Source organism: Vibrio sp. STUT-A16 (assembly GCF_026000495.1).
GTDB lineage: Bacteria > Pseudomonadota > Gammaproteobacteria > Enterobacterales > Vibrionaceae > Vibrio > Vibrio diabolicus.
In genome coordinates this window covers 2,495,448-2,521,304 of record NZ_AP026765.1, presented here as the reverse complement: position 1 = coordinate 2,521,304, position 25,857 = coordinate 2,495,448, and the positions used below count along the sequence as shown (strand labels likewise).

Genomic DNA, 25,857 nt, shown 5'->3' with positions numbered 1-25,857 from the left:
TATGAGCTACCAAGAAAAAAATGCAATGTCGCCAATTATGGACGCGCTAGTACCAATGGTGGTTGAACAAACTTCCCGAGGCGAACGCTCTTACGACATCTACTCACGTCTGCTGAAAGAGCGCGTGATTTTTTTAACGGGTCAAGTGGAAGACCACATGGCAAACCTTGTCGTGGCTCAGCTACTTTTCCTAGAATCTGAAAATCCAGATAAAGATATTTTCCTATACATCAACTCGCCAGGTGGCAGCGTAACAGCTGGTATGTCTATCTACGATACCATGCAGTTTATTAAGCCAAATGTGAGCACTGTATGTATGGGTCAAGCATGTTCAATGGGTGCCTTCCTGTTAGCGGGTGGTGCGCCAGGTAAGCGTTACGTACTGCCTAACTCTCGTGTAATGATCCACCAGCCATTGGGTGGTTTCCAGGGTCAAGCTTCTGATATCCAAATCCATGCTCAGGAAATCCTGACCATTAAGCAGAAGCTAAACAAGTTGTTAGCAGAACATACTGGCCAACCTCTTGAAGTCATTGAGCGCGATACTGATCGTGATAACTTCATGTCATCAGAGCAGGCTGTGGAATACGGTATCGTGGATGCAGTGTTAAGCCACCGCGGCGAGTAATTAGCCAGCGCATTTTGGCAAAAATTGATATACACTCATTCATGAAGAGTAAAGGCTAAGAGGTTAGCGAATGACAGATAAAAGCAAAGAAAGTGGCAGCGGTAAATTGCTGTACTGTTCTTTCTGCGGCAAAAGTCAGCACGAAGTTCGCAAACTAATCGCAGGTCCGTCAGTGTACATTTGCGACGAGTGTGTCGACTTATGTAACGATATTATTCGCGAAGAAATCAAGGATGTTCTCCCTAAGAAAGAATCTGAAGCGTTACCAACGCCAAAACAGATCCGTGAACACCTTGATGACTATGTGATCGGGCAAGATTACGCGAAAAAAGTGCTCGCAGTTGCGGTATATAACCACTACAAGCGTTTACGCAATGGTGATACAACGAGTGAAGGTGTGGAGCTTGGTAAAAGTAACATCCTTCTAATTGGCCCAACAGGTAGCGGTAAAACACTACTTGCTGAGACATTAGCTCGATTCTTGGATGTGCCATTTACAATGGCAGACGCAACCACACTAACCGAGGCTGGTTATGTGGGTGAAGACGTTGAAAACATCATCCAAAAGCTTCTGCAAAAATGTGATTACGATGTAGCTAAAGCTGAACGCGGCATCGTTTACATTGATGAAATTGATAAAATTTCACGCAAAGCTGAAAACCCATCTATTACGCGTGACGTATCTGGTGAAGGTGTTCAGCAGGCGCTACTAAAACTTATCGAAGGTACGGTTGCATCGGTTCCACCTCAAGGTGGTCGTAAGCACCCTCAGCAAGAATTCCTACAAGTGGACACGTCGAAGATCCTGTTCATCTGTGGTGGTGCATTTGCTGGCCTAGATAAGGTGATTGAGCAGCGTGTTGCAACAGGTACAGGTATTGGCTTCGGTGCTGAAGTTCGTTCTAAAAACGAATCGAAGACCGTGGGTGAGCTATTTACTCAGGTTGAGCCTGAGGATCTAGTGAAGTACGGACTCATTCCAGAATTCATTGGTCGTCTTCCTGTGACAACAACACTGACTGAGCTTGATGAAGAAGCGTTGATTCAGATCCTATGTGAACCGAAGAACGCATTAACCAAGCAATACGCAGCATTGTTTGAGCTTGAAAACGCCGAACTTGAGTTCCGAGAAGATGCGCTGCGCGCTATCGCTAAGAAAGCAATGGAGCGTAAAACAGGTGCTCGTGGTTTACGCTCGATTCTTGAAGGCGTATTACTGGAAACCATGTACGAACTGCCATCTGCGACAGACGTAAGTAAGGTCGTGATTGATGAGTCCGTCATCAATGGTGAGTCAGAGCCATTGCTTATTTATAGCAACTCAGACAATCAGGCCGCTGGAGCAGAATAAATTCAGCCGTAATGAAAAAGGAGGTAAGTAATTACCTCCTTTTTTTATTTCTCTTATTGAATCCAAACAATTAGCCCCCATATAAATCGATAAGTAATACGTAAACGTGAAAGCGGAAGAGAGAATTATATGAACTTGGAACGTTCCGAGCGTATCGAGATCCCGGTACTACCTCTACGTGACGTAGTGGTCTACCCGCACATGGTTATTCCATTGTTTGTTGGTCGTGAGAAATCGATTAGCTGTTTAGAAACGGCGATGGAAACCAACAAACAAGTTCTTCTTGTGGCACAAAAGCAAGCTGATACTGACGAGCCTACGGTTGACGACCTATTTGAAGTAGGTACGGTAGCCACCATTCTCCAGCTACTGAAGCTTCCGGATGGCACAGTAAAAGTACTGGTTGAAGGCCAGCAACGTGCGAAAATTAATCACTTTAAAGAGAGTGACTTCTTCCTAGCGGAAGCGGAATTTGTGGTTACGCCAGAATTGGATGAGCGTGAGCAAGAAGTGATTGTTCGCAGTGCGATTAATCAGTTTGAAGGCTTCATTAAGCTAAACAAGAAGATTCCACCAGAAGTTCTAACCTCACTCAACGGCATCGACGAAGCAGCACGCTTAGCGGATACCATTGCAGCTCATATGCCGTTGAAGCTGGTGGATAAGCAGCAAGTACTTGAAATTGTTGATGTCACTGAGCGTCTCGAATTCCTAATGGGCCAGATGGAATCAGAGATCGATTTGCTGCAAGTTGAAAAACGCATTCGTGGTCGCGTTAAAAAGCAAATGGAAAAATCTCAGCGTGAGTACTATCTGAATGAGCAAATGAAAGCGATTCAGAAAGAACTTGGTGAGATGGAAGACGCACCAGACGAGTTCGAAACGCTGCAGAAGAAGATTGACGAATCAAAAATGCCTCAAGAGGCACGTGAAAAGACTGAGCAAGAGCTGCAAAAGCTTAAGATGATGTCTCCAATGTCTGCCGAAGCAACAGTGGTTCGTAGCTACATCGATTGGATGGTCAGCGTGCCTTGGGCTAAACGCTCAAAAGTTAAGAAAAATTTAGCGAAAGCAGAAGAGATTCTTAATGAAGACCACTACGGTCTAGAGCGCGTAAAAGAGCGTATTCTTGAATACTTGGCGGTTCAAAACCGAATCAATAAGTTAAAAGGTCCAATCCTTTGTCTTGTTGGTCCTCCAGGTGTGGGTAAAACGTCTCTTGGTCGTTCAATTGCTTCTGCTACAGGTCGTAAGTACGTTCGTATGGCGCTGGGTGGTGTACGTGATGAAGCAGAAATCCGCGGTCACCGCCGTACTTACATTGGCTCATTGCCAGGTAAATTAATCCAGAAGATGTCGAAAGTTGGCGTGAAGAACCCATTGTTCTTATTGGACGAAATCGACAAAATGTCTTCAGATATGCGCGGCGATCCGGCATCAGCGCTATTAGAAGTACTTGATCCTGAACAGAATAACTCGTTCAACGATCACTACTTAGAAGTGGATTACGACCTTTCTGACGTTATGTTCGTTGCAACCTCGAACTCAATGAACATTCCAGGTCCATTGTTAGACCGTATGGAAGTTATTCGTTTATCTGGTTACACCGAAGACGAGAAGCTGAACATTGCAAAACGTCACCTTGTTGATAAGCAAGTGAAGCGCAATGGTCTAAAACCGGATGAGATCATCATTGAAGACTCTGCGATTATTGGCATCATCCGTTATTACACTCGTGAAGCGGGTGTCCGTAACTTAGAACGTGAGATCTCTAAGATCTGCCGTAAAGCCGTGAAGAACATCTTGCTGGATAAAGACATCAAGTCAGTAACGGTAACGATGGACAACCTAAAAGAGTACTTGGGTGTTCAACGTTTCGATTACGGTAAAGCGGATGAAAGTAACCGAATTGGTCAAGTGACAGGTCTAGCTTGGACAGAAGTGGGTGGTGATCTGCTAACGATTGAAACTCAATCTATGCCAGGTAAAGGTAAGCTGACGCAAACGGGCTCTCTTGGTGACGTGATGCAAGAGTCTATCCAAGCCGCAATGACAGTAGTTCGCTCTCGTGCAGAAAAACTGGGTATCAATACTGACTTCTACGAGAAGAAAGATATTCACGTGCACGTACCGGAAGGCGCGACGCCAAAAGATGGCCCAAGTGCGGGTACTGCAATGTGTACTGCCTTGGTTTCTGCTCTGACAGGTAACCCTGTGAAAGCAGAGGTAGCGATGACGGGTGAAATAACACTGCGTGGTGAAGTCCTACCTATCGGTGGCCTAAAAGAGAAGTTACTTGCGGCACACCGTGGCGGCATTAAGACTGTGCTAATTCCAAAAGACAACGAGCGTGATTTGGAAGAGATTCCTGATAATGTTATCGCTGATCTGGAAGTCATCCCTGTACAGTGGATTGATGAAGTACTGAAAGTCGCACTAGAGCGAGACCCGACGGGCGTTGAGTTTGAGTCTCAAAAATAGTGATGTGCAGCAAAAATAAGTAAAAGTTTACGCTGATAAGTCTAAAAAGGCTTGTCAGCGTTTTTTTTGGGCGCTAAGTTAGTTTCGATAGCTGCCAGCCCTTGACGAATAAGGGATGGAGCATATTTTCTTAACAATGGAACGAAAGTCATCACAAAAATAATCACAGATGACACAAAGGGGAAATTACAGTGAATAAAACTCAGTTAGTAGAACAAATCGCAGAAAATGCAGACATTTCTAAAGCGTCAGCGGGTCGTGCTCTAGATGCATTCATCGAAGCAGTAAGCGGTACTCTTCAGTCTGGTGATCAAGTTGCTCTAGTTGGCTTTGGTACATTTAGCGTTCGTACTCGTGCTGCACGTACTGGTCGTAACCCAAAAACTGGTGAAGAAATCCAAATCGCAGAAGCAAAAGTACCAGCTTTTAAAGCTGGTAAAGCACTGAAAGACGCTTGTAACTAATCACAGCGTTAATTCTGTAACCGGCCATTTGCTTAACTTTTGCTCAAACAATAAGTTTCGAACAAAAATTTACAAACTTCGAGCCGAACTTTCTTAAATTATGCGCATCATACTGATGCGCATTTCTTTTTCTGATATTATTGCGCCATTATTTCTATTAGATAGAAGCAGTAGGCTTCAATTGTGGAGAGCAGTTAAATTATGATGGATCGACTACGCGAAGGCGTGAATAGCATCGCGGTCAAAATTATCCTTGGGCTTATCATCCTGTCTTTCGTATTTGCAGGTGTGGGTAGCTACATCGTTAGTGGTAACAACAACTCTGCAGCGAAAGTCGGTAACACTGAGATTCCTCGTGGTGAGTTTGAGATGGCATACCAAAATGAGCGTAACCGTATGCAAGCTCAGTTGGGTGACTACTTCTCTCAAATGCTGGCTGACCCTGCATATGTTGAATCTTTCCGCAAATCCGTTTTAGATCGAATGATCAATGACGTGTTGCTTGACCAACAAGCAGAAGCTTTAGGTCTGCGAATCAGCGACACCCAAGTTCGCAGCATGATTCTAGACATGCCTCAATTCCAATCTAATGGTCAGTTCGATCAAGAGATCTATCAAGCTTCTCTGCGTCGTGCAGGCTTTTCGCCAGACTCTTTTGCTGAGTACATGCGTCGTGAGTTGGTTCGTGAACAACTGCTGAATGCACTACAAAACAGTGAATTTATTCTGCCAGGTGAAGTACAGGCAGAAGGTAAGCTGTTCACTCAAACTCGTGATATTCGCACGATTAAAATCGACTTAGCAGAGTTTGCGAAAAACATTGAATTGACTGACGAAGAAATTCAACAGTACTACAAAGCAAACCCTGACAACTTTACTCGCCCAGAGCAGGTTAAAGTCGCTTATATCGAACTGTCTGCTGAAGCGCTAAAGGAACAAGTTAATGTTTCTGACGCTGAGGTGAAAAAGTACTACGATGAGCACTTAAACAAATATTCTTCAGAAGAGCAGCGCCGTGTCGCTCATATTCTTGTAGAAGGGGACGATGAAGCAAAAGCGCAGGCTATCTTAGATGAGCTAAATGCGGGAGCAGATTTTGCGACGCTTGCTCAAGAGAAATCTGACGATTTTGGCAGTGCTGAAAACGGCGGTGACTTAGGTTGGATTGAGCGTGATGTGATGGACCCTGCTTTTGAAGAAGCGGCATTCGCGTTGAAGAATCCAGGCGATACGTCAGGTCTAGTAAAGTCGGACTTTGGTTACCATATTATCAAGCTTGAAGAGCTAAAAGACTCTGTGGCGAAGCCATTTGAAGAAGTAGCCGCTGAAATCAAACAAGAAATGGTTGACCAACAAGCGGTTGATCAATTCTACGAGCTACAAAGTGAGCTTGAGCGCGTAGCGTTTGAATACCCAGACTCATTGTATGACGCTTCTCAAGCCGTTAACCAAGAAGTGAAGACAACGGACTTTATTTCTCAAGTTGACGCACCTGAAGTGCTTCGTAACCCTGCGGTAATGCAAGCTATCCTTAGCCCTGAAGTAAAAGAAGATGGCTTAAACTCTGAAGCTATCGAAGTTGCACCTGAACATATTATTGTTGTTCGTGTTGAAGACGCACGTGATGAGACGGTTCTTCCACTAGAAGAAGTGAAAGATCAGGTTATTGCAGAGCTATCTCGCGTTAAGGGTGAGCAAGATGCGATGGAACTTGGTACACAGGTTGTTGCTGCATTGAAAGAAGGTAAGACAGATGTGCTTACTGAAAACAACCTTGCATTTGGTGAACAAGAGACAGTAGATCGCCGTTCTCCGTTGGCAACAACGGTATTCGCGATGGCAAAACCAGTCGATGGTAAGCCAGTATATGGTCAGTCTAAAGATCTTGAAGGTAACATTGTTATCATCGAGCTTGATGCTGTAAATGCTGAGCTAGATAGTGAGTTAGAAGAGCAAGTTGCGATGCAAATGCAGCGTGCATCTTCTCAGCAAGACCTATCATCTGTGCTAGCTGTACTGCGCGCAAACACTGACATTGAGTACTTTATTGTGAGCAACTAAGCACAATTAGTGTAATTTGCATGTTAACTAAAACGGACCGCATAAGCGGTCCGTTTTATTTTTGTCTTTATTAACTTCAATCATCAATAAGCATTACTTAAATTAGTGCGCGTTTAAGTGATACCAGTCATTGCGAATATCGGGTCATCTAGGTTTGTTAACTGATAGTGACTTGCTCCCGATGACTAGTTTTAGCCTACTATTTTGGAGATTGTATGTTCAATATGAAATGGATTTTGACATTGTGCTTATTTGTTTTTGCGCCTTTTAGCATGGCTGCGGATTCAGCCACTGACAAATATGAAGGAATTGAAATTACCGTAAATATCAACACGGCCTCTGCTGAAGAAATAGCGACCATGTTGAAAGGTATTGGTGAGAAGAAAGCGCAGAGTATCGTGGACTACCGCGAGGAGCATGGCCCTTTTAAAACGGCAGCAGATTTGAAGAGCGTAAAAGGCATTGGTGAAGCGACAGTTAAGAAAAACGAAGACCGCATTTTACTGTAGCTTGATGTATTTCAGATATTGAGTCTGAATTCAGAACAATATCTGTTTCCCTATTACTGCTTTCCCGAACCAACCCCTCTTTCGTGGTTCGGGATTTTTTAACCGAATAAACGACGGCGAAAACCTTTTTCCATTAGAGCCATTGTTAACCCACCGAACGCACCAAATAAATGAGCATCAATAGCAACGTTTGCGCCGATAAGCGCAGCAGTGCTGCTGGATGGACCATAGATCTGCTCCCATGCTACTTTGGCAATAAGCCCACCGACCAACAACAGGCTGCTTCTTCTGCTTTCAAAGACTTCTCTGAGTGCCCAGAATCCAAATAGACCGTGTAGTACGCCAGATAATCCCACGTACACCGACATATTGGTAAACAAATTCATTGCGCCAACAAATGCACACAAGAGTGAGAAAACGATAAGGAAGTTGCGAGTGCTTGGACGAAAAATAAAAGTAATGATCCACAATCCTGCCAGGTTCATCCCTAAGTGCGCAAAGTTGGTATGTGTGAGATTTCCTGTTACGATTCGCCACCATTCGCCATGGCGTATATTGTAGCTGTGCCACTCGGTTAGGCTTGCCATTGGTTCGAATTGAAGTATCAAACAGATCACGCTGATAATACTCAGCAAGGTATAAAGGTTCACTCTATGTCTCGTTATTGTTCTCGTTGTGGAAAATCGCAAAAAGCGTGTATTTGCCAATGGATTGTACCGTTGGCAAGCGAGGTAGAACTTATCATTCTTCAGCACACGAGTGAAGAACATCGTCCGCTTGGTACGGCACGGATTCTCAATTTGAGTTTAGATAACTGTATTTGTCTGATAGGAGAGGACTTTTCTGGTGATGATGTCTTAAATCACTTGTTGGCGGATGAATCATATCAACATTTTGTTCTTTACCCATCGGAACAGTCACGATGCATCTCTGAAATCAATCAAGCGAGTCGTAGTGTATCTAAGAAAATACGTTTGATTTTGCTCGATGGGACGTGGAAAAAAGCGTACAAAATGTGGCAGCTTTCTAGCAATTTACATCCACTCCCAACCGTGCAATTACCGAAGCAATTGCAAGGGCATTACACCATTCGTAAAGCGCCCTCTGAGAATAGCTTATCGACAGTCGAGGCAGGTTATCATTCGCTTCGTTTGCTTGAACCCGAGAGAGACTTTACACCGCTTATGCATGCCTTTGAAAAGATGATCGAATTCCAAATCGCCCAGATGCCGCCGGGCGTATTTGAAAAGAATTACTTGAAAGGTTGAGTGTTACTAAAGAACGATGGAAGAGAAAAGTTGACGGTGCAGCTTTTGCGCGTGGCCATCGGTCATAGCAGAAATGTAATCGGCGATGACTCTCATCTTATTGCTTTCGCTTTTCGCTTGGCACCACAGTTCTCTTGTATGAACAGGCAGCAAGCGCTCTGGGTCCGCTGTTAAGGCTTCAAAAATGTCCATAATAATTTGCTGACCCTTATACTCAACGATCTGGACCTGAGGGACTTGGATAACGAAGGTGCTGACAAAGTGCTTGAGCACGTCAAGTGCTCGTGCCATTTGTGGCTCTAAACACGCATTCCAAGACAGTAATGGATTATTGAAAGGCTCATCCACCGCCTTAATTGAAATGCTGGTCAGCAGGGCGTTAACCATACCACCGATGGCATCTTTCCGCTCATGATGCTTACCACTAAATAGCATCTGTCCGATGGAATCGATATGTGCTTCAAACCACGGGTCGCCACAGTCCGCTAATTGACTTGCTGCGCCTTCTTGCCATTGCTGACGTGTCACCATACCAAGTACGATTGCATCTTCTAAATCATGAACACCGTAGGCGATATCATCTGCTAGCTCCATGATTGAGCAATCGAGTGATTTAAAACGCGTTTTACTGTGCTCAAACTCCGATTCTGGCGTTGAACGCATCAGACTAAGCAATGCCTTGTCGTTGTCAGAAAGCGGTGCAATTACCCAATCAAATAAGTCTTTGTCACAATCATAAATACCCTTAGCTGGGCTCCAATCTTTTGCTTTTAGTTTACGTTGGTGCTCGGCTGGTTGAGGCAACTTGACGGAGCGTGTTTGACTAATGAGGGCAGGGTACTTAATCAAACCAAGCAGTGTGCGGCGTGATAAATTCATTCCGAAATGCTCGGTATAAGGCTCTAACTTAGTGACTATACGAAAGGTTTGGGCGTTCCCCTCGAAGCCGCCATGTTCGCGCATTACGTAGTTTAGAGCGACTTCTCCCCCATGACCGTATGGAGGATGCCCGATGTCGTGCGCCAAACATAATGAATCAATTAAGCTGTCTGATGGTAATAGATCACGGAACTCTGGTTGTTTTTTCTTTAACTGGGCGACGATACCGGTCCCGAGTTGCGACGCTTCTAAGGAGTGTGTTAACCGACTGCGGTGAAAGTCTTCCAAGCTATTGCCGTGTACTTGGGTTTTTGCTTGTAAGCGTCGAAATGCAGCCGAGTGAAGAATGCGCGCTCGGTCTCTTTGGTACGGGCTTCGATGGTCGTCACGACGTATTTTATGCTCATCATCATGGCGCTCTTGCCATTGCGGGTGTAATTCAAACGACACGATTATCTCCGTAAGCTAACTGATTTCATCTAACGATAATTCGAAACTTGGGGCAAAGGTATTGAGGAAGTAATCCATTTCAGGCGTTCTACGTTCTTGCAAAGTGATGTCTAAGCGTTTTTTTGCCAGAGCGAACTCATGATTGCCTGCGCTTAGTTCTTCGAGACATTTTAAATAGGCACAGATGGAGTCGGCTTGCTTGACGATTTTTGCGTCCTCTTCGTGTGCAGAGTGGGAAAGAAGGTAGGGGGCAAAATCATCTTGGAACTCTTCCGGTAACATTGAGAGTAATTTTTGTTCCGCTGCCGATTCTATCTTCTTATATTCTTTGGCAATTTCAGGATTGTAATACTTCACTGGGGTTGGAAGGTCACCCGTTAATACTTCGCTGGAGTCATGGTACATAGCAAGAATCGCGATGCGTTCTGGATTAAGGTTGCCGCCGAACTTTTTGTTTTTAATTAGGGCAAGGGCATGAGCGACAAAAGCAACTTGTAAGCTATGCTCTGAAACGTTTTCTGGTGAGACGGACCGCATTAAAGGCCAGCGTTGGATCAGCTTCATTCGAGCCAGGTGAGCGAAAAAATGGCTTTCTTTCATGGCTTTCTCCGTTTCTGGTGTAAAAAAGGAACTCACTAGGAGTTCCTCTAAGCATATGAGAGATCAGCACTAATTACTACCAGTGATTCATTACTGGCTGTAGGTTGATAGGAATCTTTCAAAACGTCCAATGGCGATTTCTAGATCTTCAACGTGCGGTAGTGTCACGATGCGGAAGTGGTCTGGTTTTGGCCAGTTAAAACCGGAACCTTGCACCAGTAAGACCTTCTCTTGTTTTAAGAAATCTAAAACCATCTGCTGATCGTTCTTGATGTTGTACATTTTAGTGTCGATTTTCGGGAAGAGGTACATCGCACCCTTAGGTTTGACACAAGAAACACCAGGAATCTGATTGATCAGTTCATACGCTCTATTGCGCTGCTCTAATAAGCGTCCGCCAGGTAAAATCAGTTCATTAATACTCTGGTATCCACCTAGCGCAGTTTGAATCGCATGTTGCATTGGTACGTTTGCACATAAACGCATCGATGAAAGCAGCTCCAAGCCATTCACGTACCCTTGAGCCAGATGTTTAGGCCCCGTTAGGAACATCCAGCCACCACGGAAACCGCAAACACGGTAGGCTTTTGAAAGGCCATTGAATGTCATGACTAGCACGTCTTCAGTGAGTGTTGCGACTGAGGTATGTGTTGCACCGTCGTACAACACTTTGTCGTAGATCTCATCTGCGAAAATGATCAGTTTGTGCTGGCGTGCTATCTCAATCACTTCAAGTAGGAAGTCACGGCTGTATACCGCACCTGTCGGGTTGTTCGGGTTGATCAGAACAATGCCACGTGTCTTTGGTGTGATTTTCTTTTTGATGTCTTCAAGGTCTGGGTACCAGTCTGCACCTTCATCACATAGGTAATGAACCGGCTTACCGCCTGATAGTGCAACGGAAGCTGTCCACAACGGGTAATCGGGAGCTGGGATTAGCATTTCGTCGCCATTATTTAACAGCGCTTGCATGGCCATCACGATCAGCTCAGACACGCCGTTACCCACATACACATCTTCGACATCTAGCGAGCGGATACCTTTACGTTGATAGTGTTGGACCACGGCTTTACGAGCAGAGTAAATGCCTTTGGAATCACAATAGCCTTGAGAAGTCGGCAGATTACGAATCACGTCGACTAAAATCTCATCAGGGGCGTCAAAACCAAATGGGGCAGGGTTACCAATGTTTAGCTTTAGGATTTTATGCCCTTCTTCCTCCATGCGCTTAGCATGTTTGAGTACAGGACCCCTAATGTCGTAGCAGACATTATCGAGTTTTGACGACATCCCGATATTTTGCATTGTATAATTCCTAAAAATTCGTTAATTTCTTTATTAAAATACAATAATTTGTTTTTTATTAGAATATATATCTGTAAATTATCTGTTTGCTGGTTAAGTTTTGCTCGCTTGCTATCACAGGATTTTGCAAAAGATCGCATACGACCTTGATTTGCTTTGGGTCTAAACTTAGAGTAGCCGTCAGTTACCATTTATCCTCACATACTACGAGGTTGATTTGTCACAGTTCCATCAAGCCGTAAAGAGAATTATCGAGCGAGTTCAGCAAGCGGAAGGCAATCAAACACGTCTGGTCGAGCCCCTGAGCGAGAAACCTAATTTCTCATTTATTGATTGGCTTGATGCACAACCACTTTTCCCTAAATTCTACTGGCAGTCCCGCGATACTCGTGAAGAGGTCGTTGCATTAGGGCAATTACACGCTTTTGTTGAGCCAGGCCCTGCTTATACCATTCTAGGTGAAGGGCAACGAGTTTGGGGCGGGCGCTCTTTTGACGGCCAGCATGAGAAGAATCGTCGCTGTATGCCTTCTTTCTTCTTTTTGCCTCAAATTGAGTTAATTCGTTTTGATCAACAATGGTCTCTCGCAGTTAATATTTCAGAAGACAAAGCGCGAACCCTAGCAGGACTGCATAAACTGGTTTGTGAGGTCGCGACCTTAGCTCCGATTTCTTCTCACATCCGCTCTATTGTTCATACGCCAAGTCAGCCTCAATGGAATGAGTTAGTTCATAAAGTTCTGACTGGTATAAAGAATGATGATTTTAAGAAAGTGGTATTGGCGCGTCGCTCTACCGTGCAGCTTGATAACACATTAAGTGCTGCACAATTGCTGAAAGCGAGTTACTTAAATAACCATCATAGTTTCCATTTCATGCTGAGCTTAGACAGCAAACACAGCTTTATGGGCTCTACGCCAGAACGTTTGTATTCTCGCGTAGGGCACGAACTTCATACCGAAGCGTTAGCAGGCACGATTGGTCGAGGGGACAATGCCACTCACGATATGGAGTTGGCGAATTGGTTATCCCAAGACCAAAAGAACCTCAACGAAAACCAATACGTAGTTGATGACATTATTGATCGCCTATCACCACATTCCGAAGCGGTTGAAGTGGAGGCCGAGGCAAGTTTGGTTAGGCTACGAAAAGTGCAACACCTCAAGCGAAGTATTCACGCGAGCCTAAAGACGGGAATAAACGGTGTTCAGTTGTTATCGGCGCTTCAGCCAACGGCGGCGGTTGCTGGCTTACCTCGACAAGAATCCATGCAGTTTATTCTGGATAACGAGCCCTTTGCACGCGGCTGGTACGCGGGGTCAATGGGTTACATAAGCCATGAACGAGCAGAGTTTTGTGTCGCGATCAGAAGCGCGCTTGTGCTCGGTGACCAAGTACAATTGTTTGCAGGCGCAGGTATTGTGCCAGGCTCTGTGGCAGAGCATGAGTGGGCGGAACTTGATAAGAAAATGTCGACGTTACTTACGCTGATTTCTGATCACCCTCCGTTGGGAGTTGCATCATGAATCATGACCAAGCGGTGCTCAATCGAATTTGGTCAGAAACCATATTGATTGAGCTTCAGCGATTTGGCGTTAAGCATGTTTGCATCGCTCCTGGCTCTCGTTCTACTCCTTTAACTTTGGAGGCGGCAGAACAGTCCAATTTTTCTATTCATACTCACTTTGATGAGCGTGGTCTCGGCTTTATGGCTCTTGGTTTAGCGAAAGCTACCCAGGAGCCAGTGGCAATCATCGTTACTTCTGGTACGGCAGTGGCGAATTTATTACCAGCCGTTGCGGAGGCTAGGCTTACTGGTGAAAAGCTGGTGCTGCTCACTGCGGATCGTCCGGTGGAGCTCGTTGGCTGTGGTGCAAACCAAGCGATTAACCAGTTGGGTATTTTTTCACATCATGTCTCGTCCAGCTTGAATTTACCAAGCCCAACTTTAACAACATCGCTTAATTGGTTGCTGACCTCTGTTGACGAAGTGATGTTTACTCAGCAACTGCAAGGCAGTGCTGTTCATATTAACTGTGCATTTCCAGAGCCTTTGTATTCCAATGGTGCAAAAGCGGATTATCAAACCTACTTAGACTCGGTAGCCGGATGGCGAAAAGGAAGTGGTAGTTATACCCAGCGTTTTAGCCACTTATCACAGGCGCAAATCCCGTCTTGTGCGGATAAAAAAGGCTTGGTTGTGATTGGCAGCTTACCGCTTGAACAAGCGAAGTCGGCGCAGGCATTTGCACAAAAGATGGGATGGCCGGTACTTGCAGACCCGCAAAGTGGTCTCAGTTCGGATTGGGCGCATTATGATGTATGGCTTCAACTTCCCGAGTTCGTAAACGAGCTTGAGTCTTGTGAACTTATTATCCAATTTGGTAGCCGAATCATCTCCAAACGTTTGAACCAGTGGATTGATAAACAAGTTTCGCAAAATCAACAAAATAAAGACGTTCAATACTGGTATATCTCGCCGCGTATGGACCGTAATAACCAAAATCATCTGGCGCAAATGCACTGGGTTGAGCTTCCTCAAACTTGGGTTTCTCGCATTAGCTTTGAGAAGCCAATATTTGCTGGGTGGGCTGATAGGTTAGCGAATGGAGTTAAGCGAGTTCATCAACGTATCGAAGAAGCTTTCCTATCTGGTTCAGCGTCTGCCATTGACGAAATTGCGTTGGCAGCAGACATCAACGAGCGCCCTAAAAACGCTGATGTCTTTTTGGGTAACAGTTTGTTTGTTCGACTTGTCGATATGTACGGCAAACTTGATGATGTAGAAGTGTTCACTAACCGAGGCGCGTCAGGAATTGACGGTTTGTTTGCTACCGCATCAGGTGTGCAGCGAGCAAGAGGTAATCCGTTACTGATGTATATTGGTGACACATCAGCACTGTATGATCTCAATTCACTAGCGCTGTTTTCTCACAATAAATTGCCGACGGTACTTGTGGTCACAAACAATGATGGTGGCGCAATTTTCGATATGTTACCGGTGCCTCAGGAGCATCGCACTGCGTACTACCAAATGCCCCACGGTTATCAGTTTGAACATGCAGCCAAACAGTTTGGTTTAAAGTATGAGAAGCCAACTACGTTAGAAATGTATCAAGCAATGGTTGCCGAGCACCTGTCGAGCGGCCAAGGCACACTGCTGGTGGAAGTTCAAACCCCACCAAGCCAAGCCGCAGAGTTGATAAAGGCATTTAATAAGAGCCTGCATGCTTCACTCTGAGCGTCTCTCTTCAACTGAAAAACACCAAAGTGGTGATCTTCCCACTCTGGTGTTTTTGCATGGCTTTTTAGGAAGTGGTGCTGATTGGCAAGCTTGTTTGGATGAGCTGACTCGGTTTGAACGAATTGTTATAGACCTTCCTGGTCATGGTCGTAGCCAGTTTACAAAGTGCAACGATCTCGATGATTGCTGCAAACTTCTTAATTCCACACTATCTTTATTACTTCCTCCGCAACAACCACTTATTTTGATTGGTTACTCGATGGGCGGCCGTATTGCGATGCATGGTATTGCCAATCAATGCTTCTCAGATCTCAATATTGTGGGCGCAATTGTTGAAGGGGGAAACTTCGGGCTTCAAACTGAGTCAGAGAAACAGGTGAGATTGGAGAATGATGCTCGCTGGGCAAAGCGTTTCAAAACAGAACCACTTGAACGTGTTTTGAACGATTGGTATCAGCAAGCGGTGTTTTCTTCACTAAACCATGAGCAAAGACAAACATTAATTGCGAAGCGAAGTGATAATCTTGGCTCGGCGGTCGCGAGCATGCTGATGGCAACATCGTTAGCCAAGCAGGCGTATTTGTTGCCCACACTGAAAAAGCAGAATATACCGATGTATTACTTGTGTGGCGCGAAAGACCAAAAATTTAGCCAACTGGCACAACGTAGCGGGTTGGCGTATCGACAAGTTGAAGGCGCAGGACATAACGTTCATCAAGAGCAGCCCCAACAATTTGCGATGCATATTAAGCAAATAATTCAATCTCACTTTGGTGAGAGTAACGAGAACAATGGGAATCACCATGGCTAAAACAGTAGGCATTTCTGAAGAAGAACTTTACGCTCCGGTTCAATGGAAAGATTGCAGCGAGAAATACGAGGATATTCACTACCATAAATCTGAAGATGGTATCGCGAAAATTACCATTGCACGCCCACAAGTGCGTAATGCATTCCGCCCTCAAACAGTAAAAGAGATGATTGATGCGTTGGCAGATGCGCGTTATGACTCTGGTGTTGGCGTGATCATTCTGACAGGTCTAGGTGAAGACGCATTCTGTTCTGGCGGCGACCAGAAGATCCGTGGCGACTACGGCGGCTATAAAGATGAGCAAGGTACACACCACCTAAACGTATTGGACTTCCAACGCGATATTCGAACTTGTCCAAAACCTGTGATCGCATCAGTTGCCGGCTGGGCTGTTGGCGGCGGTCATGTACTGCACATGATGTGTGACCTAACAATTGCAGCGGACAACGCACAGTTTGGTCAAACGGGCCCTAAAGTGGGTTCATTTGATGGTGGTTGGGGCGCGTCTTACATGGCTCGTATCGTAGGCCAGAAGAAAGCTCGCGAAATCTGGTTCCTATGTCGTTTCTATAACGCGCAAGAAGCGTTAGACATGGGCTTGGTCAACACGGTTGTGCCGCTAGAAGAGCTAGATAAAGAAACTGTTCGTTGGTGTCGTGAAGTTCTTCAGCATAGTCCAATGGCGCTACGCTGCCTGAAAGCTGCATTGAATGCGGACTGTGATGGTCAAGCAGGTCTTCAAGAGCTTGCGGGTAACGCAACGATGATGTTCTACATGACCGATGAAGGCCAAGAAGGTCGTAACGCATTCAACGAGAAACGTCGCCCAGACTTCGACAAATTCCCTCGTAACCCATAATCCGTATAAAAAGAGGAGTGTTTCAGCTCCTCTGTTCCATTTTTCCTGAGCGCCTCGCCCTCTGGGAGGCTGGTGGGATTGCTCGCCAGAACGCTCAAATATACGGCATTACATAGGACTCGAATTATGCGTGAAGCGAAAATTTATCGTTATATCTTGCCCATGGATAGTGGTGTCATCCTGCGAGACAATAAGCTAACTGAACGTGTTGGTTATGTTGTTTCGCTTTCTGAAGGTGACCAAATAGGGCTTGGAGAAGTCGCTCCTCTTCCTGGTTTTAGTTTAGAGAGCACTGAAGATGCTGGTATTCAGCTACAGGAACAAGCGGAGCGTTGGGTTGCTGGATTGGATGTGGATTACGCCAACATGTATCCATCGGTCGCGTTTGGTTTATCGATGGCACAGTTAGAGTTAGCTGGTGGCTTACCCCAACAAGGTAAGTATCAAACAGCGCCGCTGTGTACTGGTGACCCAGACGAGCTCATTCCAAAGCTGAACGAAATGGAAGGCGAGAAAGTCGCGAAAGTAAAAGTCGGGCTTTATGAGCCAATTCGCGATGGCATGCTTGTGAACCTTTTTCTTGAATCTATCCCTCAATTAACGCTTCGACTTGATGCAAACCGCGCTTGGACACCAGAAAAAGCGCAGCAGTTTGCTAAATACATTACTCCGTCTCTGCGTCAGCGCATTACCTTTTTGGAAGAGCCGTGCCGCTCTCCTGGCGATAGTCTCTCTTTTGCTATCAATACTGGTATTGCGATTGCTTGGGATGAAACGTTGCAAGATGCGGTTCGTCGAGAGGATTTCCGTCTTGAAGATCTAACTGGTGTGAAAACGATCATCATCAAACCCACACTCATTGGTTCGGTGGATTTTTGTATTACACTGATAGAGAAGGCGAAGTCACTGGGGATGAAAGCGGTTATTAGCTCGAGCATTGAATCCAGTCTCGGTTTAACGCAATTAGCGCGCTTTGCCCAATGGCAGCTGCCTGATGAAGTTCCAGGTTTGGATACGATTGGCCTATTCAAAGCTCAGTTAGAGCAAGGCTGGCCTAAGTGTGAACTTACCGTTCTTCCTCTGAAAGATCAGGAGATTGTGTGGCATTCTGCATAGATAATGTTGCGAAGGCACCGTGGAAATATTGGGCTCAAACGAGCCCTTTTTCTATTGCACTCAGGACACCAACAGAAACATTAAACTGGCAACAACTCTCAGTACGTATTGACCAATACGCTCACTATTTGAATGACTTGGGCGTAACGCGGGGAGATGTGCTGACTTTGGTAGGTAAAAACCAAGTCGAAACTCTGCTGTTTTATCTTGCTTCCAAGCAGTTAGGCGCACTTGCCGCGCTGACCATGGTACAACCACTCGATACGCTACAGAGTAAACTTGCGACCCTTTATAAACCTGAACAAACTCGGTTTATCTGGTTTGCTCAGGAGTGCGCTTCGACCTTTTCTGAACATGATATACAAAAACTCAAGGCAACATTGCTTTCACCGCCCTTAGTTTCACAACAAGAGCGTGATGCGGTGATTGAAGATGCCTATCACCATGACAGGCTCGCTTCAGTGGTATTTACCTCTGGCTCGACAGGGGAGCCTAAAGCTGTGGTTCATACACATCGACAACACCTTGCTTCAGCAGAAGGCTTGTTGCAAGAGTTCATTTTCACTCAGCAAGATTCTTGGCTATTATCGCTTCCGCTTTATCACGTCTCTGGATTGGCGATTGTATATCGTTGGCTATATGTCGGAGCGACATTGAAAATCGGTACAGGAAAACTTATCAAAGATATTCAGGGCGTGTCACACGCATCTTTGGTTGCAACGCAGCTCAAACGGCTATTGGATGATGATGCTCACTTGTCATTGACGCATGTGCTATTGGGCGGCAGCCACGTTGCTCACGAGTTGGCACTACGAGCAACAGGGCAAGGAATTGAAACATGGTTAGGTTATGGGATGACGGAGGCGGCCTCTACCGTCACCGCAAAGAGAATTGACAGTACCAGTAATGCTGGACACGTATTGAATCACCGTAAGATAAAATTGGTTGACCAACGCATTTTTGTCGGTGGTAAAACATTAGCGGCAGGGTATTTTCATCAAGGTCATGTTACTCCGTTTCTGGATGAGAAAGGCTGGTTCGATAGCAAGGATCTTGGTGAGTGGCAAGGTGACGAGTTAAAGATCATCGGCCGTGCCGACAATCAATTTATCTCTGGTGGTGAGAACATTCATTGTGAAGAGATTGAGGCAGCATTGAACCAAATTGATGGCGTGGTGCAGAGCATAGTGGTTCCAGTCGAAGATGCGGAATTTGGTCATCGCCCTGTTGCTGTGATTCAGACCAATGATTTGCGCAGCAAAGCGGAATATGACCTGCATTTGCAACCCAGATTAGAGAAGTTTAAATGGCCAGTGGAATACCATCTAATGCCACAAGTGCTACTAGAAAGTGGGATCAAAGTTTCTCGGAAGGCAGTGAAGGAGTGGCTATTGCCATCAATTCAGCATTAGTCAATTTTGCTATGTATTAGTCAGAAAGGGAATTTCGTATCCTTATAACTCTGAATCATAATTATGCTTCTTCGAAGAGAGAAAAGGCATAAGGTTCAGGATGGTAAAGCTAGTATTAATTGCGGCGGTAGCACTACAAATTGGTATTGCAATAAGCAGTGAAGGGCTCGCCCGCTCTCTTGCAGAGCTGACGGCCTTTTTGATCGCTATCGCATTGGTTGTTACATACAAAAACAGCAAACTTGAGCCGTCGTCATCTCAACACGATGAGAAGACCACTAATATCTAAACAATAACCAACTTAGAGAAGTGGTTGAAATTAACACCCACAGAGTTATACCAAATAACAGTGGCTTAGCTCCAGCAGACCTCAGCTTCGACATTGAAATGCTGCAACCAATCAGGAACAGGCACACCACCAAAGCTTGTTTCGCTCCAACGAAAATACCGTGATAGACCATTTCAAATTGAGGGAAGAAGTCGCTAAACGCGATGGCTGCGCAGTACCAAAAAATGAAATAAGGAATAACTAACTTTTTCGTTCCATTCTCTTTCTGGTCTCTTGAAAAGATCACGGCACTGATCAGTGCGACAGGGATGATCCACAAAGCTCGTGCGAGTTTTAACGTTGTTGCTGTAGTTAGTGCTTCTTCACCGTAGGCTGAGGCAGCCCCTACAACAGAAGAAGTGTCATGAATAGCAATCGCGGCCCATGTACCAAATGTGTGTTGATCTAGCCCTAAAGCATGCCCAACCACAGGAAACACGAATAGTGCGATGGAGTTTAGGACAAATACCGTTGCCAGTGCTAATCCAATCTGTTCGTCTTTTGCTTTAATCGCTGGTGCTACAGCGGCAATTGCACTACCACCACAAATTGCTGTACCTGACGAGATTAAGTATGCGGTTACTCGCTCCAACTTAATTATTCTGGCAATGATAGTGCCTATGATCAGTGTGCCCGCAATCGTGGCGATAATCAGACCGATACCATCCGATGTAACAGAGAGTGCTTGCTCAAAGTTGATGCCAAAGCCTAAACCAATAATCGAGTAGGACAGCAGCTTTTTAGTAAAAGAAGCAATGGGCAGTTCTGAAGGCACAAAACCAAAACTTGCGAGTAGAAAACCAATAACTAGGGCAATAGGAGAGGAGACAAAAGGGGTTAAGCAAAAGAGTAACGCCAATCCAAACAAGAGGTAGTTTCTATTCAAGGTTTTTATTCGCTGTTGTGAATGAAAGCGCGAGTATATCGCACTGAGTGTGGTCAGTTTGTCTTAATGATTTGAACACATGTTCAGTTATTCTAAACATGTGTTCAAATGTATTTTTATCGCCAGTCGCCTCTAAGTTGATGCACTCTATCGAACATCGTTTTTGCCGTTGCTTCATTTGGTGGAACCGGCTGTCCGGCTTCAATTTCTAGCTTTGACCAAAATCGAGTCGGTAAGCCACAACATGCGCGGCCTTTCGCGCGGCTGAAATAGCTTCCCCATAAGCCTTTGAGTGCCACGGGTATGACAGGTACTGGGCTGCGACGCAGAATAATATCAATGCCACGCATGAATTCATTCATTTCACCGTCTGAGGTTAATTTCCCTTCTGGGAAAATACAGACGATATGTCCTTCGCTTAATGCGGTTTCTACATCATTAAATGCACGCCTGATGGAGTTTCTGTTACTCGCTGAAATTGGAATTACCCCAGTTCTGCGTAAAAAGCGTCTTAGTGGAGGTAGGTTGGCGTAATCTTCCTCCATCACAAAACGAATCAACCTTGGGCATACTGCGCTAAGTAGCAAGGCGTCCATATAGCTCACGTGATTACATACGATTAATGCACCGCCTTGTTCTGGCAAGTTATGTAGGTTTTTATGTTTCACTCGATAAATAGTGTGAGTTAGCATCCAAACCACAAAACGGACAACGAATATCGGTATTTGCAAAAAAATGTAAGCAGCGACCAAGAAATTCAAAATGGCTAACAATGCAAACAACTGAGGAATTGTCATCTTGATGACACTCAGGCACACAATACCTAAGACAGCACTGCCGACCATAAACAGAGAGTTAAAGATGTTGAGCCCTGCGATGACTTGCGCGCGCTCGGTTTCCTTTGCTCTATGTTGCATTAATGCGTAAAGCGGTACGATAAACAGTCCGCCAGAGGCGCCAATCATCAATAGATAGAAAAATAATGGCCAAAAAGGCTCATATCTAAAGAAGTCTACAAAGTTATGGAAGATAGGTAGGTCACTTGGAATGGAGGTTGCCATCAAGTACCCAAATACCGTAATGCCAAGTGCGCCAATAGGCACAATACCGACTTCGATACGATAATTCGAGATCCAATTGCAAAGTAGCGACCCTAGTGCGATACCAATGGAAAACAGAGCAAGCAAGAAAGACACCGCACTCTCGGTGCCATTTAAGTAAATCTTGGTGAAATTCGGGAACTGGGTTAGATAGGCGGCGCCTAAAAACCAGAACCAGCTTATCGCCATAATACATTGAAAAACAACACGATCTGATTTTGCGATGGATAGCGTGTGTTTAGTTTGTTTGTACGGTTGCCAACGAAAAGAAAGATTAGGTGCGCTGGCGGCTGCAAAGGGTATTGATCGGCTCGACAAATATCCCAACAATGCAAAGAGTACGACACAAAATGCGGCAAGGTATTTTGCGTTGTCTGCTGAGGCGATAATTCCAGCACCTAGGGTACCAATAAGGATGGCGATAAAGGTACCAGCTTCAACAAGGGCGTTGCCTGGCACTAACTCTTTCGCGTTTAATTTTTGAGGCAAAAGGGCATATTTAACCGGTCCAAAGAATGCTGACTGTGTGCCCATTAAGAACAGTAGCAGCAAAAGCACACCATAACTTTCGGTTATAAAACCAATGGCACCCAAAAGCATGATGGCGATTTCAAACAGCTTTACCTTGCGAATAAACCATGATTTTTCATATTTATCGGCTAATACGCCAGCTGAAGCGGAGAATAGAAAGAACGGTAGAATGAATAAGCCAGCCGCTAAATTGATGAACAAGTTGCTCGAAATAGGTAGTGCGCTGGATCCCGCGAAGGCGACAAACAGCAGCAAAACGTTTTTAAAAATATTGTCGTTGAAAGCGCCAAAAAACTGAGTAATGAAATAGGGTAGGAACTTTCTTTGCGTAAGTAAGGACGGCTGTCTGTCGGACGACATGGATAATCCTTTGTTACCAGTTTGTGAGGTAGTTAGAAAGCAGGTTACTGATTAATTCTTTACCATCAATGGGTTCACTAGAGAAAAATTTATCATCAACACTGAGTAAAGTAATACCGTGTACGCCAGACCAAAGCACTCGACTCGCTTGAATCACTTCGGACTCGGTACGATGTGGTGCGATTTGAGCCAATAGTGACTCCAGCATTCCTGTCATCCCGTCGATACGTTTGGCATGCCATTCTGGAAGCTCTGCACCATTCATGTTGTGCTCGAACACTAACTGCCAACGGTAAGGGTGCTTTTGAGCGAAATCGTGGTAGCAATAAGCCAGTTCAAATAGAGCTTGATGAGCGTCTTTACTGCTATTGGTCGCCTTCAGTGCTTCTTGGGAGAGTTCGTCTAAAGTTTGCGCGACTACGTGTAAAAGTAACAGGTTATAGTTGCCAAAAATGTTGACTAATGTGCTTGGCACGTAACCAATCATGTTAGCGATTTTACGAAGACTGAGTTCGTGGTAAGAATTCTCATCTAAAAAGTTTTTGACTGTTGTTAAAGTCAAATTCACTAACTCTTCTCTGGTGTGATCGTTTCTGCGCGCCATACTCTCAAACTGCTTTATTGAACATCGTTCAATATGATAGTCAGCTACCTATTAACCGTCAACAAGGCAATATACTCAAGTGACGTCAAGGTGCAGGATTCTGAGCTGTGTCACTGATTCTAATTCAAGTAAAACATCCCCGAGTAGTAGCGAGTTCATTCCAAGCATTTCTAAACGAACCAAGTATCTCGAAGTTAACCGAGAGCAGTCTGTATCTTTGGCAATATTCTGATACATGTCAGCTTCTGTAAGCTGTTTTCATCAACAGGCATACAGAGTATGATGACGTAACAATCATCTTTGGCGTGCTACTGTTTGAAACAATCGTTGTTTCGTCTGATAGAGCACAATCTTAGATAGCTAACTTTAAGGATAACGATGAAACGTTTATTTTCTATTGTTGCTCTGTTGATGTTTACCGTTGCTGTAACGCCTATCGCGGAAGCGAAGAAGTTTGGTGGCAGTAAGTCTTTCGGTAAGAGCTACAAAACAGCGCCAGCACCAAAACAACAGCAACAAAACACCAATACGGTCGGCAAAGATCAGACGGCGAAGTCTTCAAGTAAAAAAGGCTTAATGGGTGGTCTGCTAGGCGGACTTCTTGCTGGTGGTCTACTTGCTGCATTCTTTGGCGGTGCTTTTGAAGGTATCCAATTTATGGATATCCTAATTATTGGTTTGATTGCCTTTGTCATCTTTAAATTAATGCGCGGTATGCTAGGTGCTAAGCAGGGCAGTATGAACCAACATCGTCAGCAACCTGCATTTGGTGGTAACGCATCTAAGTTTGAGCAACCAAACATGCAAAACTTTGAGCAACAGCCAAACACAAATAATGGTGGCTTCGGCGCTCAAACGGACGTACCACATAACTACCCACCGGGCTTTGACCAAGCAGCGTTCATTAACGGCTCTCGTGAACACTACCGAATCCTGCAAGGTGCGTGGAATCACAATCAACTGGAAACCATTGAAGAATATGTTTCTCCAAGCCTGTTTGAAGATCTGAAGGCAGAGCGCGCGAAGCTCGACGGTGAGCAGCATACTGATGTAATGTACGTTGATGCAGAGATCGTCCGTGCCGATTACGATGCAAATAAAGCACAGCTTAGCCTGCAGTTTAGCGGTCGTTACCGTGACACAGTAGAAGGTGTTGAAGAAGAAATCGAAGATATCTGGCACCTAGAGCGTGACCTGACTGTGCCTAATGCACCATGGTTAATTGTTGGTATTCAAGGCTAGTCACCTTTAAACCAATTTAGTCACTAATAAAAATCCCGCGCCCCCTGCGGGATTTTTTGTATCTGTCGTTTGTATCTACGAAAGATATTTTTATAAAACCTGCCAGGTGGAGTCTTCATCATAGCTCGCGCTTAACTCTGCCGAATATCTTTTTTGCTAGCTACTCCTCAAGTGCTTTACTGAATGTTTTTAGCATTCACATTATGGTCATTGCGATAAAACAAGGACAAAGTGCTAGTACATTGTTTGTATTACAACGACCAGATCCGAACTTTGGCCATAGGAGATTCGCTTTGGCCCAGTTGTTAAAGTAGGATCCAAACAGAGGTAGAATAGCGAAGAAGTTGGGTTAAATAAGGAAGGGCTTGTTACTTTACTTTATCAAGAGTCCGAAACGAAAAAGCCAGCTCAACGAGCTGGCTTTTTCAATATGGTGGAGGGGGACGGATTCGAACCATCGAAGGCAGTGCCGGCAGATTTACAGTCTGCTCCCTTTGGCCACTCGGGAACCCCTCCAGGGTGTTTTATACTTAAAAGATAGTTTCCCAACCTAACTTCCAAGTTGTTCTTATGTTCAAAGGAAAAACACAAGAAAAAATTTGGTGGAGGGGGACGGATTCGAACCATCGAAGGCAGTGCCGGCAGATTTACAGTCTGCTCCCTTTGGCCACTCGGGAACCCCTCCAGGGTGTTTTATACTTGAATGTTAGTTTCCCAACCTAGCTTCCAAGTTGTTCTTATGTTTAAAGGAAAAACACAAGAAAAATATGGTGGAGGGGGACGGATTCGAACCATCGAAGGCAGTGCCGGCAGATTTACAGTCTGCTCCCTTTGGCCACTCGGGAACCCCTCCAGGGTGTTTTATACTTGAATGTTAGTTTCCCAACCTAGCTTCCAAGTTGTTCTTATGTTTAAAGGAAAAACACAAGAAAAATATGGTGGAGGGGGACGGATTCGAACCATCGAAGGCAGTGCCGGCAGATTTACAGTCTGCTCCCTTTGGCCACTCGGGAACCCCTCCAGGGTGTTTTATACTTAAAAGATAGTTTCCCAACCTAGCTTCTAAGTTGTTCTTATGTTCAAAGGAAAAACACAAGAAAGAATATGGTGGAGGGGGACGGATTCGAACCATCGAAGGCAGTGCCGGCAGATTTACAGTCTGCTCCCTTTGGCCACTCGGGAACCCCTCCAGGGTGTTTTATACTTAAAAGATAGTTTCCCAACCTAGCTTCCAAGTTGTTCTTATGTTTAAAGGAAAAACACAAGAAAGAATATGGTGGAGGGGGACGGATTCGAACCATCGAAGGCAGTGCCGGCAGATTTACAGTCTGCTCCCTTTGGCCACTCGGGAACCCCTCCAGAGAATTTT

Annotated in this window: 22 protein-coding genes and 6 tRNA genes; 15 read left to right on the top strand and 13 right to left on the bottom strand. The window is 45.0% G+C overall.

Features of this window, described 5'->3' with window-relative positions:
- Nucleotide 1: 1 nt before the first annotated feature.
- The 6 genes from clpP to OO778_RS11935 all read left to right on the top strand — a co-directional run bounded on the left by clpP (nucleotide 2) and on the right by OO778_RS11935 (nucleotide 7,494).
- The gene (gene clpP, locus OO778_RS11960) at nucleotides 2-628 is read left to right on the top strand and encodes an ATP-dependent Clp endopeptidase proteolytic subunit ClpP (RefSeq protein ID WP_005382347.1); all 627 of its coding nucleotides are present in this window, start codon (nucleotides 2-4) and stop codon (nucleotides 626-628) included.
- A gap of 70 nt (nucleotides 629-698) precedes the next feature.
- Complete coding sequence (gene clpX / locus OO778_RS11955; protein ID WP_005390528.1) at nucleotides 699-1,979, top strand: ATP-dependent protease ATP-binding subunit ClpX; 1,281 nt, start codon at nucleotides 699-701, stop codon at nucleotides 1,977-1,979.
- Between the two features lie 129 nt (nucleotides 1,980-2,108).
- Nucleotides 2,109-4,460 carry an endopeptidase La gene (gene lon, locus OO778_RS11950; protein ID WP_005390529.1) on the top strand — a complete coding sequence of 784 codons (2,352 nt, stop codon included), beginning with the start codon at nucleotides 2,109-2,111 and terminating at the stop codon, nucleotides 4,458-4,460.
- A gap of 191 nt (nucleotides 4,461-4,651) precedes the next feature.
- Nucleotides 4,652-4,924 carry an HU family DNA-binding protein gene (locus OO778_RS11945; RefSeq protein WP_005382341.1) on the top strand — a complete coding sequence of 91 codons (273 nt, stop codon included), beginning with the start codon at nucleotides 4,652-4,654 and terminating at the stop codon, nucleotides 4,922-4,924.
- Nucleotides 4,925-5,125: 201 nt separating this feature from the next.
- Entirely contained in the window at nucleotides 5,126-6,985 is a 1,860-nt protein-coding gene (ppiD, locus tag OO778_RS11940; RefSeq protein WP_005390530.1) for a peptidylprolyl isomerase, read from the top strand.
- A gap of 224 nt (nucleotides 6,986-7,209) precedes the next feature.
- Complete coding sequence (locus tag OO778_RS11935) at nucleotides 7,210-7,494, top strand: ComEA family DNA-binding protein (protein WP_031780151.1); 285 nt, start codon at nucleotides 7,210-7,212, stop codon at nucleotides 7,492-7,494.
- A 98-nt stretch (nucleotides 7,495-7,592) separates the two neighbouring features.
- Here OO778_RS11935 and rrtA read toward each other — a convergent pair whose 3' ends face one another.
- On the bottom strand, nucleotides 7,593-8,144 hold the full coding sequence (rrtA, locus tag OO778_RS11930) for a rhombosortase (RefSeq protein ID WP_047009480.1): 552 nt from the start codon (nucleotides 8,142-8,144) through the stop codon (nucleotides 7,593-7,595).
- A 3-nt stretch (nucleotides 8,145-8,147) separates the two neighbouring features.
- Here rrtA and OO778_RS11925 point away from each other — a divergent pair, with 3 nt between their 5' ends.
- Nucleotides 8,148-8,762 carry a DTW domain-containing protein gene (locus tag OO778_RS11925; RefSeq protein WP_005390535.1) on the top strand — a complete coding sequence of 205 codons (615 nt, stop codon included), beginning with the start codon at nucleotides 8,148-8,150 and terminating at the stop codon, nucleotides 8,760-8,762.
- A gap of 6 nt (nucleotides 8,763-8,768) precedes the next feature.
- On the opposite strand, the gene OO778_RS11920 is transcribed toward OO778_RS11925, so the two are convergent.
- The 3 genes from OO778_RS11920 to OO778_RS11910 form a co-directional block, all read right to left on the bottom strand.
- Nucleotides 8,769-10,091 (bottom strand): anti-phage deoxyguanosine triphosphatase, encoded by a 1,323-nt coding sequence (locus tag OO778_RS11920; protein WP_256955859.1) that lies wholly within the window; start codon nucleotides 10,089-10,091, stop codon nucleotides 8,769-8,771.
- Between the two features lie 15 nt (nucleotides 10,092-10,106).
- Nucleotides 10,107-10,691, bottom strand: a complete 585-nt coding sequence (gene yfbR, locus OO778_RS11915) for a 5'-deoxynucleotidase (protein WP_047009477.1) — start codon at nucleotides 10,689-10,691, stop codon at nucleotides 10,107-10,109.
- 90 nt (nucleotides 10,692-10,781) lie between these two features.
- The gene (locus OO778_RS11910) at nucleotides 10,782-11,996 is read right to left on the bottom strand and encodes a pyridoxal phosphate-dependent aminotransferase (RefSeq protein WP_005390543.1); all 1,215 of its coding nucleotides are present in this window, start codon (nucleotides 11,994-11,996) and stop codon (nucleotides 10,782-10,784) included.
- Between the two features lie 217 nt (nucleotides 11,997-12,213).
- Here OO778_RS11910 and OO778_RS11905 point away from each other — a divergent pair, with 217 nt between their 5' ends.
- The 7 genes from OO778_RS11905 to OO778_RS11875 all read left to right on the top strand — a co-directional run bounded on the left by OO778_RS11905 (nucleotide 12,214) and on the right by OO778_RS11875 (nucleotide 19,726).
- A complete protein-coding gene (locus OO778_RS11905) occupies nucleotides 12,214-13,521 on the top strand; it encodes an isochorismate synthase (RefSeq protein ID WP_074191042.1) in 1,308 nt (435 codons plus the stop codon).
- Nucleotides 13,518-15,236 carry a 2-succinyl-5-enolpyruvyl-6-hydroxy-3-cyclohexene-1-carboxylic-acid synthase gene (menD, locus tag OO778_RS11900; RefSeq protein ID WP_074191043.1) on the top strand — a complete coding sequence of 573 codons (1,719 nt, stop codon included), beginning with the start codon at nucleotides 13,518-13,520 and terminating at the stop codon, nucleotides 15,234-15,236. The genes OO778_RS11905 and menD overlap by 4 nt, the downstream gene beginning before the upstream one ends.
- On the top strand, nucleotides 15,223-16,050 hold the full coding sequence (menH, locus tag OO778_RS11895) for a 2-succinyl-6-hydroxy-2,4-cyclohexadiene-1-carboxylate synthase (RefSeq protein ID WP_074191044.1): 828 nt from the start codon (nucleotides 15,223-15,225) through the stop codon (nucleotides 16,048-16,050). Before menD ends, menH begins: the two co-directional genes overlap by 14 nt.
- Complete coding sequence (gene menB, locus OO778_RS11890; RefSeq protein WP_074191045.1) at nucleotides 16,043-16,909, top strand: 1,4-dihydroxy-2-naphthoyl-CoA synthase; 867 nt, start codon at nucleotides 16,043-16,045, stop codon at nucleotides 16,907-16,909. The genes menH and menB overlap by 8 nt, the downstream gene beginning before the upstream one ends.
- 126 nt (nucleotides 16,910-17,035) lie before the next feature.
- Entirely contained in the window at nucleotides 17,036-18,025 is a 990-nt protein-coding gene (menC, locus tag OO778_RS11885) for an o-succinylbenzoate synthase (RefSeq protein ID WP_264909909.1), read from the top strand.
- A complete protein-coding gene (gene menE, locus OO778_RS11880) occupies nucleotides 18,010-19,437 on the top strand; it encodes an o-succinylbenzoate--CoA ligase (RefSeq protein WP_264909907.1) in 1,428 nt (475 codons plus the stop codon). Before menC ends, menE begins: the two co-directional genes overlap by 16 nt.
- 100 nt (nucleotides 19,438-19,537) lie before the next feature.
- Complete coding sequence (locus OO778_RS11875; protein WP_005390556.1) at nucleotides 19,538-19,726, top strand: hypothetical protein; 189 nt, start codon at nucleotides 19,538-19,540, stop codon at nucleotides 19,724-19,726.
- Here OO778_RS11875 and OO778_RS11870 read toward each other — a convergent pair.
- The 3 genes from OO778_RS11870 to OO778_RS11860 all read right to left on the bottom strand — a co-directional run bounded on the left by OO778_RS11870 (nucleotide 19,716) and on the right by OO778_RS11860 (nucleotide 23,246).
- A complete protein-coding gene (locus OO778_RS11870) occupies nucleotides 19,716-20,651 on the bottom strand; it encodes a putative sulfate exporter family transporter (protein ID WP_104216569.1) in 936 nt (311 codons plus the stop codon). The genes OO778_RS11875 and OO778_RS11870 overlap by 11 nt on opposite strands.
- Before the next feature lie 116 nt (nucleotides 20,652-20,767).
- The gene (locus OO778_RS11865) at nucleotides 20,768-22,642 is read right to left on the bottom strand and encodes an MFS transporter (RefSeq protein ID WP_264909904.1); all 1,875 of its coding nucleotides are present in this window, start codon (nucleotides 22,640-22,642) and stop codon (nucleotides 20,768-20,770) included.
- A gap of 13 nt (nucleotides 22,643-22,655) precedes the next feature.
- Complete coding sequence (locus OO778_RS11860) at nucleotides 22,656-23,246, bottom strand: TetR-like C-terminal domain-containing protein (protein WP_006743255.1); 591 nt, start codon at nucleotides 23,244-23,246, stop codon at nucleotides 22,656-22,658.
- A 378-nt stretch (nucleotides 23,247-23,624) separates the two neighbouring features.
- Between OO778_RS11860 and OO778_RS11855 the strand changes: the two genes are divergently transcribed.
- Entirely contained in the window at nucleotides 23,625-24,488 is an 864-nt protein-coding gene (locus OO778_RS11855; protein WP_264909902.1) for a Tim44 domain-containing protein, read from the top strand.
- A gap of 431 nt (nucleotides 24,489-24,919) precedes the next feature.
- Here OO778_RS11855 and OO778_RS11850 read toward each other — a convergent pair.
- From OO778_RS11850 to OO778_RS11825, 6 genes are all read right to left on the bottom strand, one after another.
- Nucleotides 24,920-25,004: transfer RNA gene (locus OO778_RS11850), tRNA-Tyr, on the bottom strand.
- An 84-nt stretch (nucleotides 25,005-25,088) separates the two neighbouring features.
- A tRNA-Tyr gene (locus OO778_RS11845) sits at nucleotides 25,089-25,173 on the bottom strand.
- Between the two features lie 83 nt (nucleotides 25,174-25,256).
- Nucleotides 25,257-25,341, bottom strand: a tRNA-Tyr gene (locus OO778_RS11840).
- Between the two features lie 83 nt (nucleotides 25,342-25,424).
- Nucleotides 25,425-25,509, bottom strand: a tRNA-Tyr gene (locus OO778_RS11835).
- 84 nt (nucleotides 25,510-25,593) lie between these two features.
- A tRNA-Tyr gene (locus OO778_RS11830) sits at nucleotides 25,594-25,678 on the bottom strand.
- 84 nt (nucleotides 25,679-25,762) lie between these two features.
- Nucleotides 25,763-25,847: transfer RNA gene (locus tag OO778_RS11825), tRNA-Tyr, on the bottom strand.
- Nucleotides 25,848-25,857 lie beyond the last annotated feature (10 nt).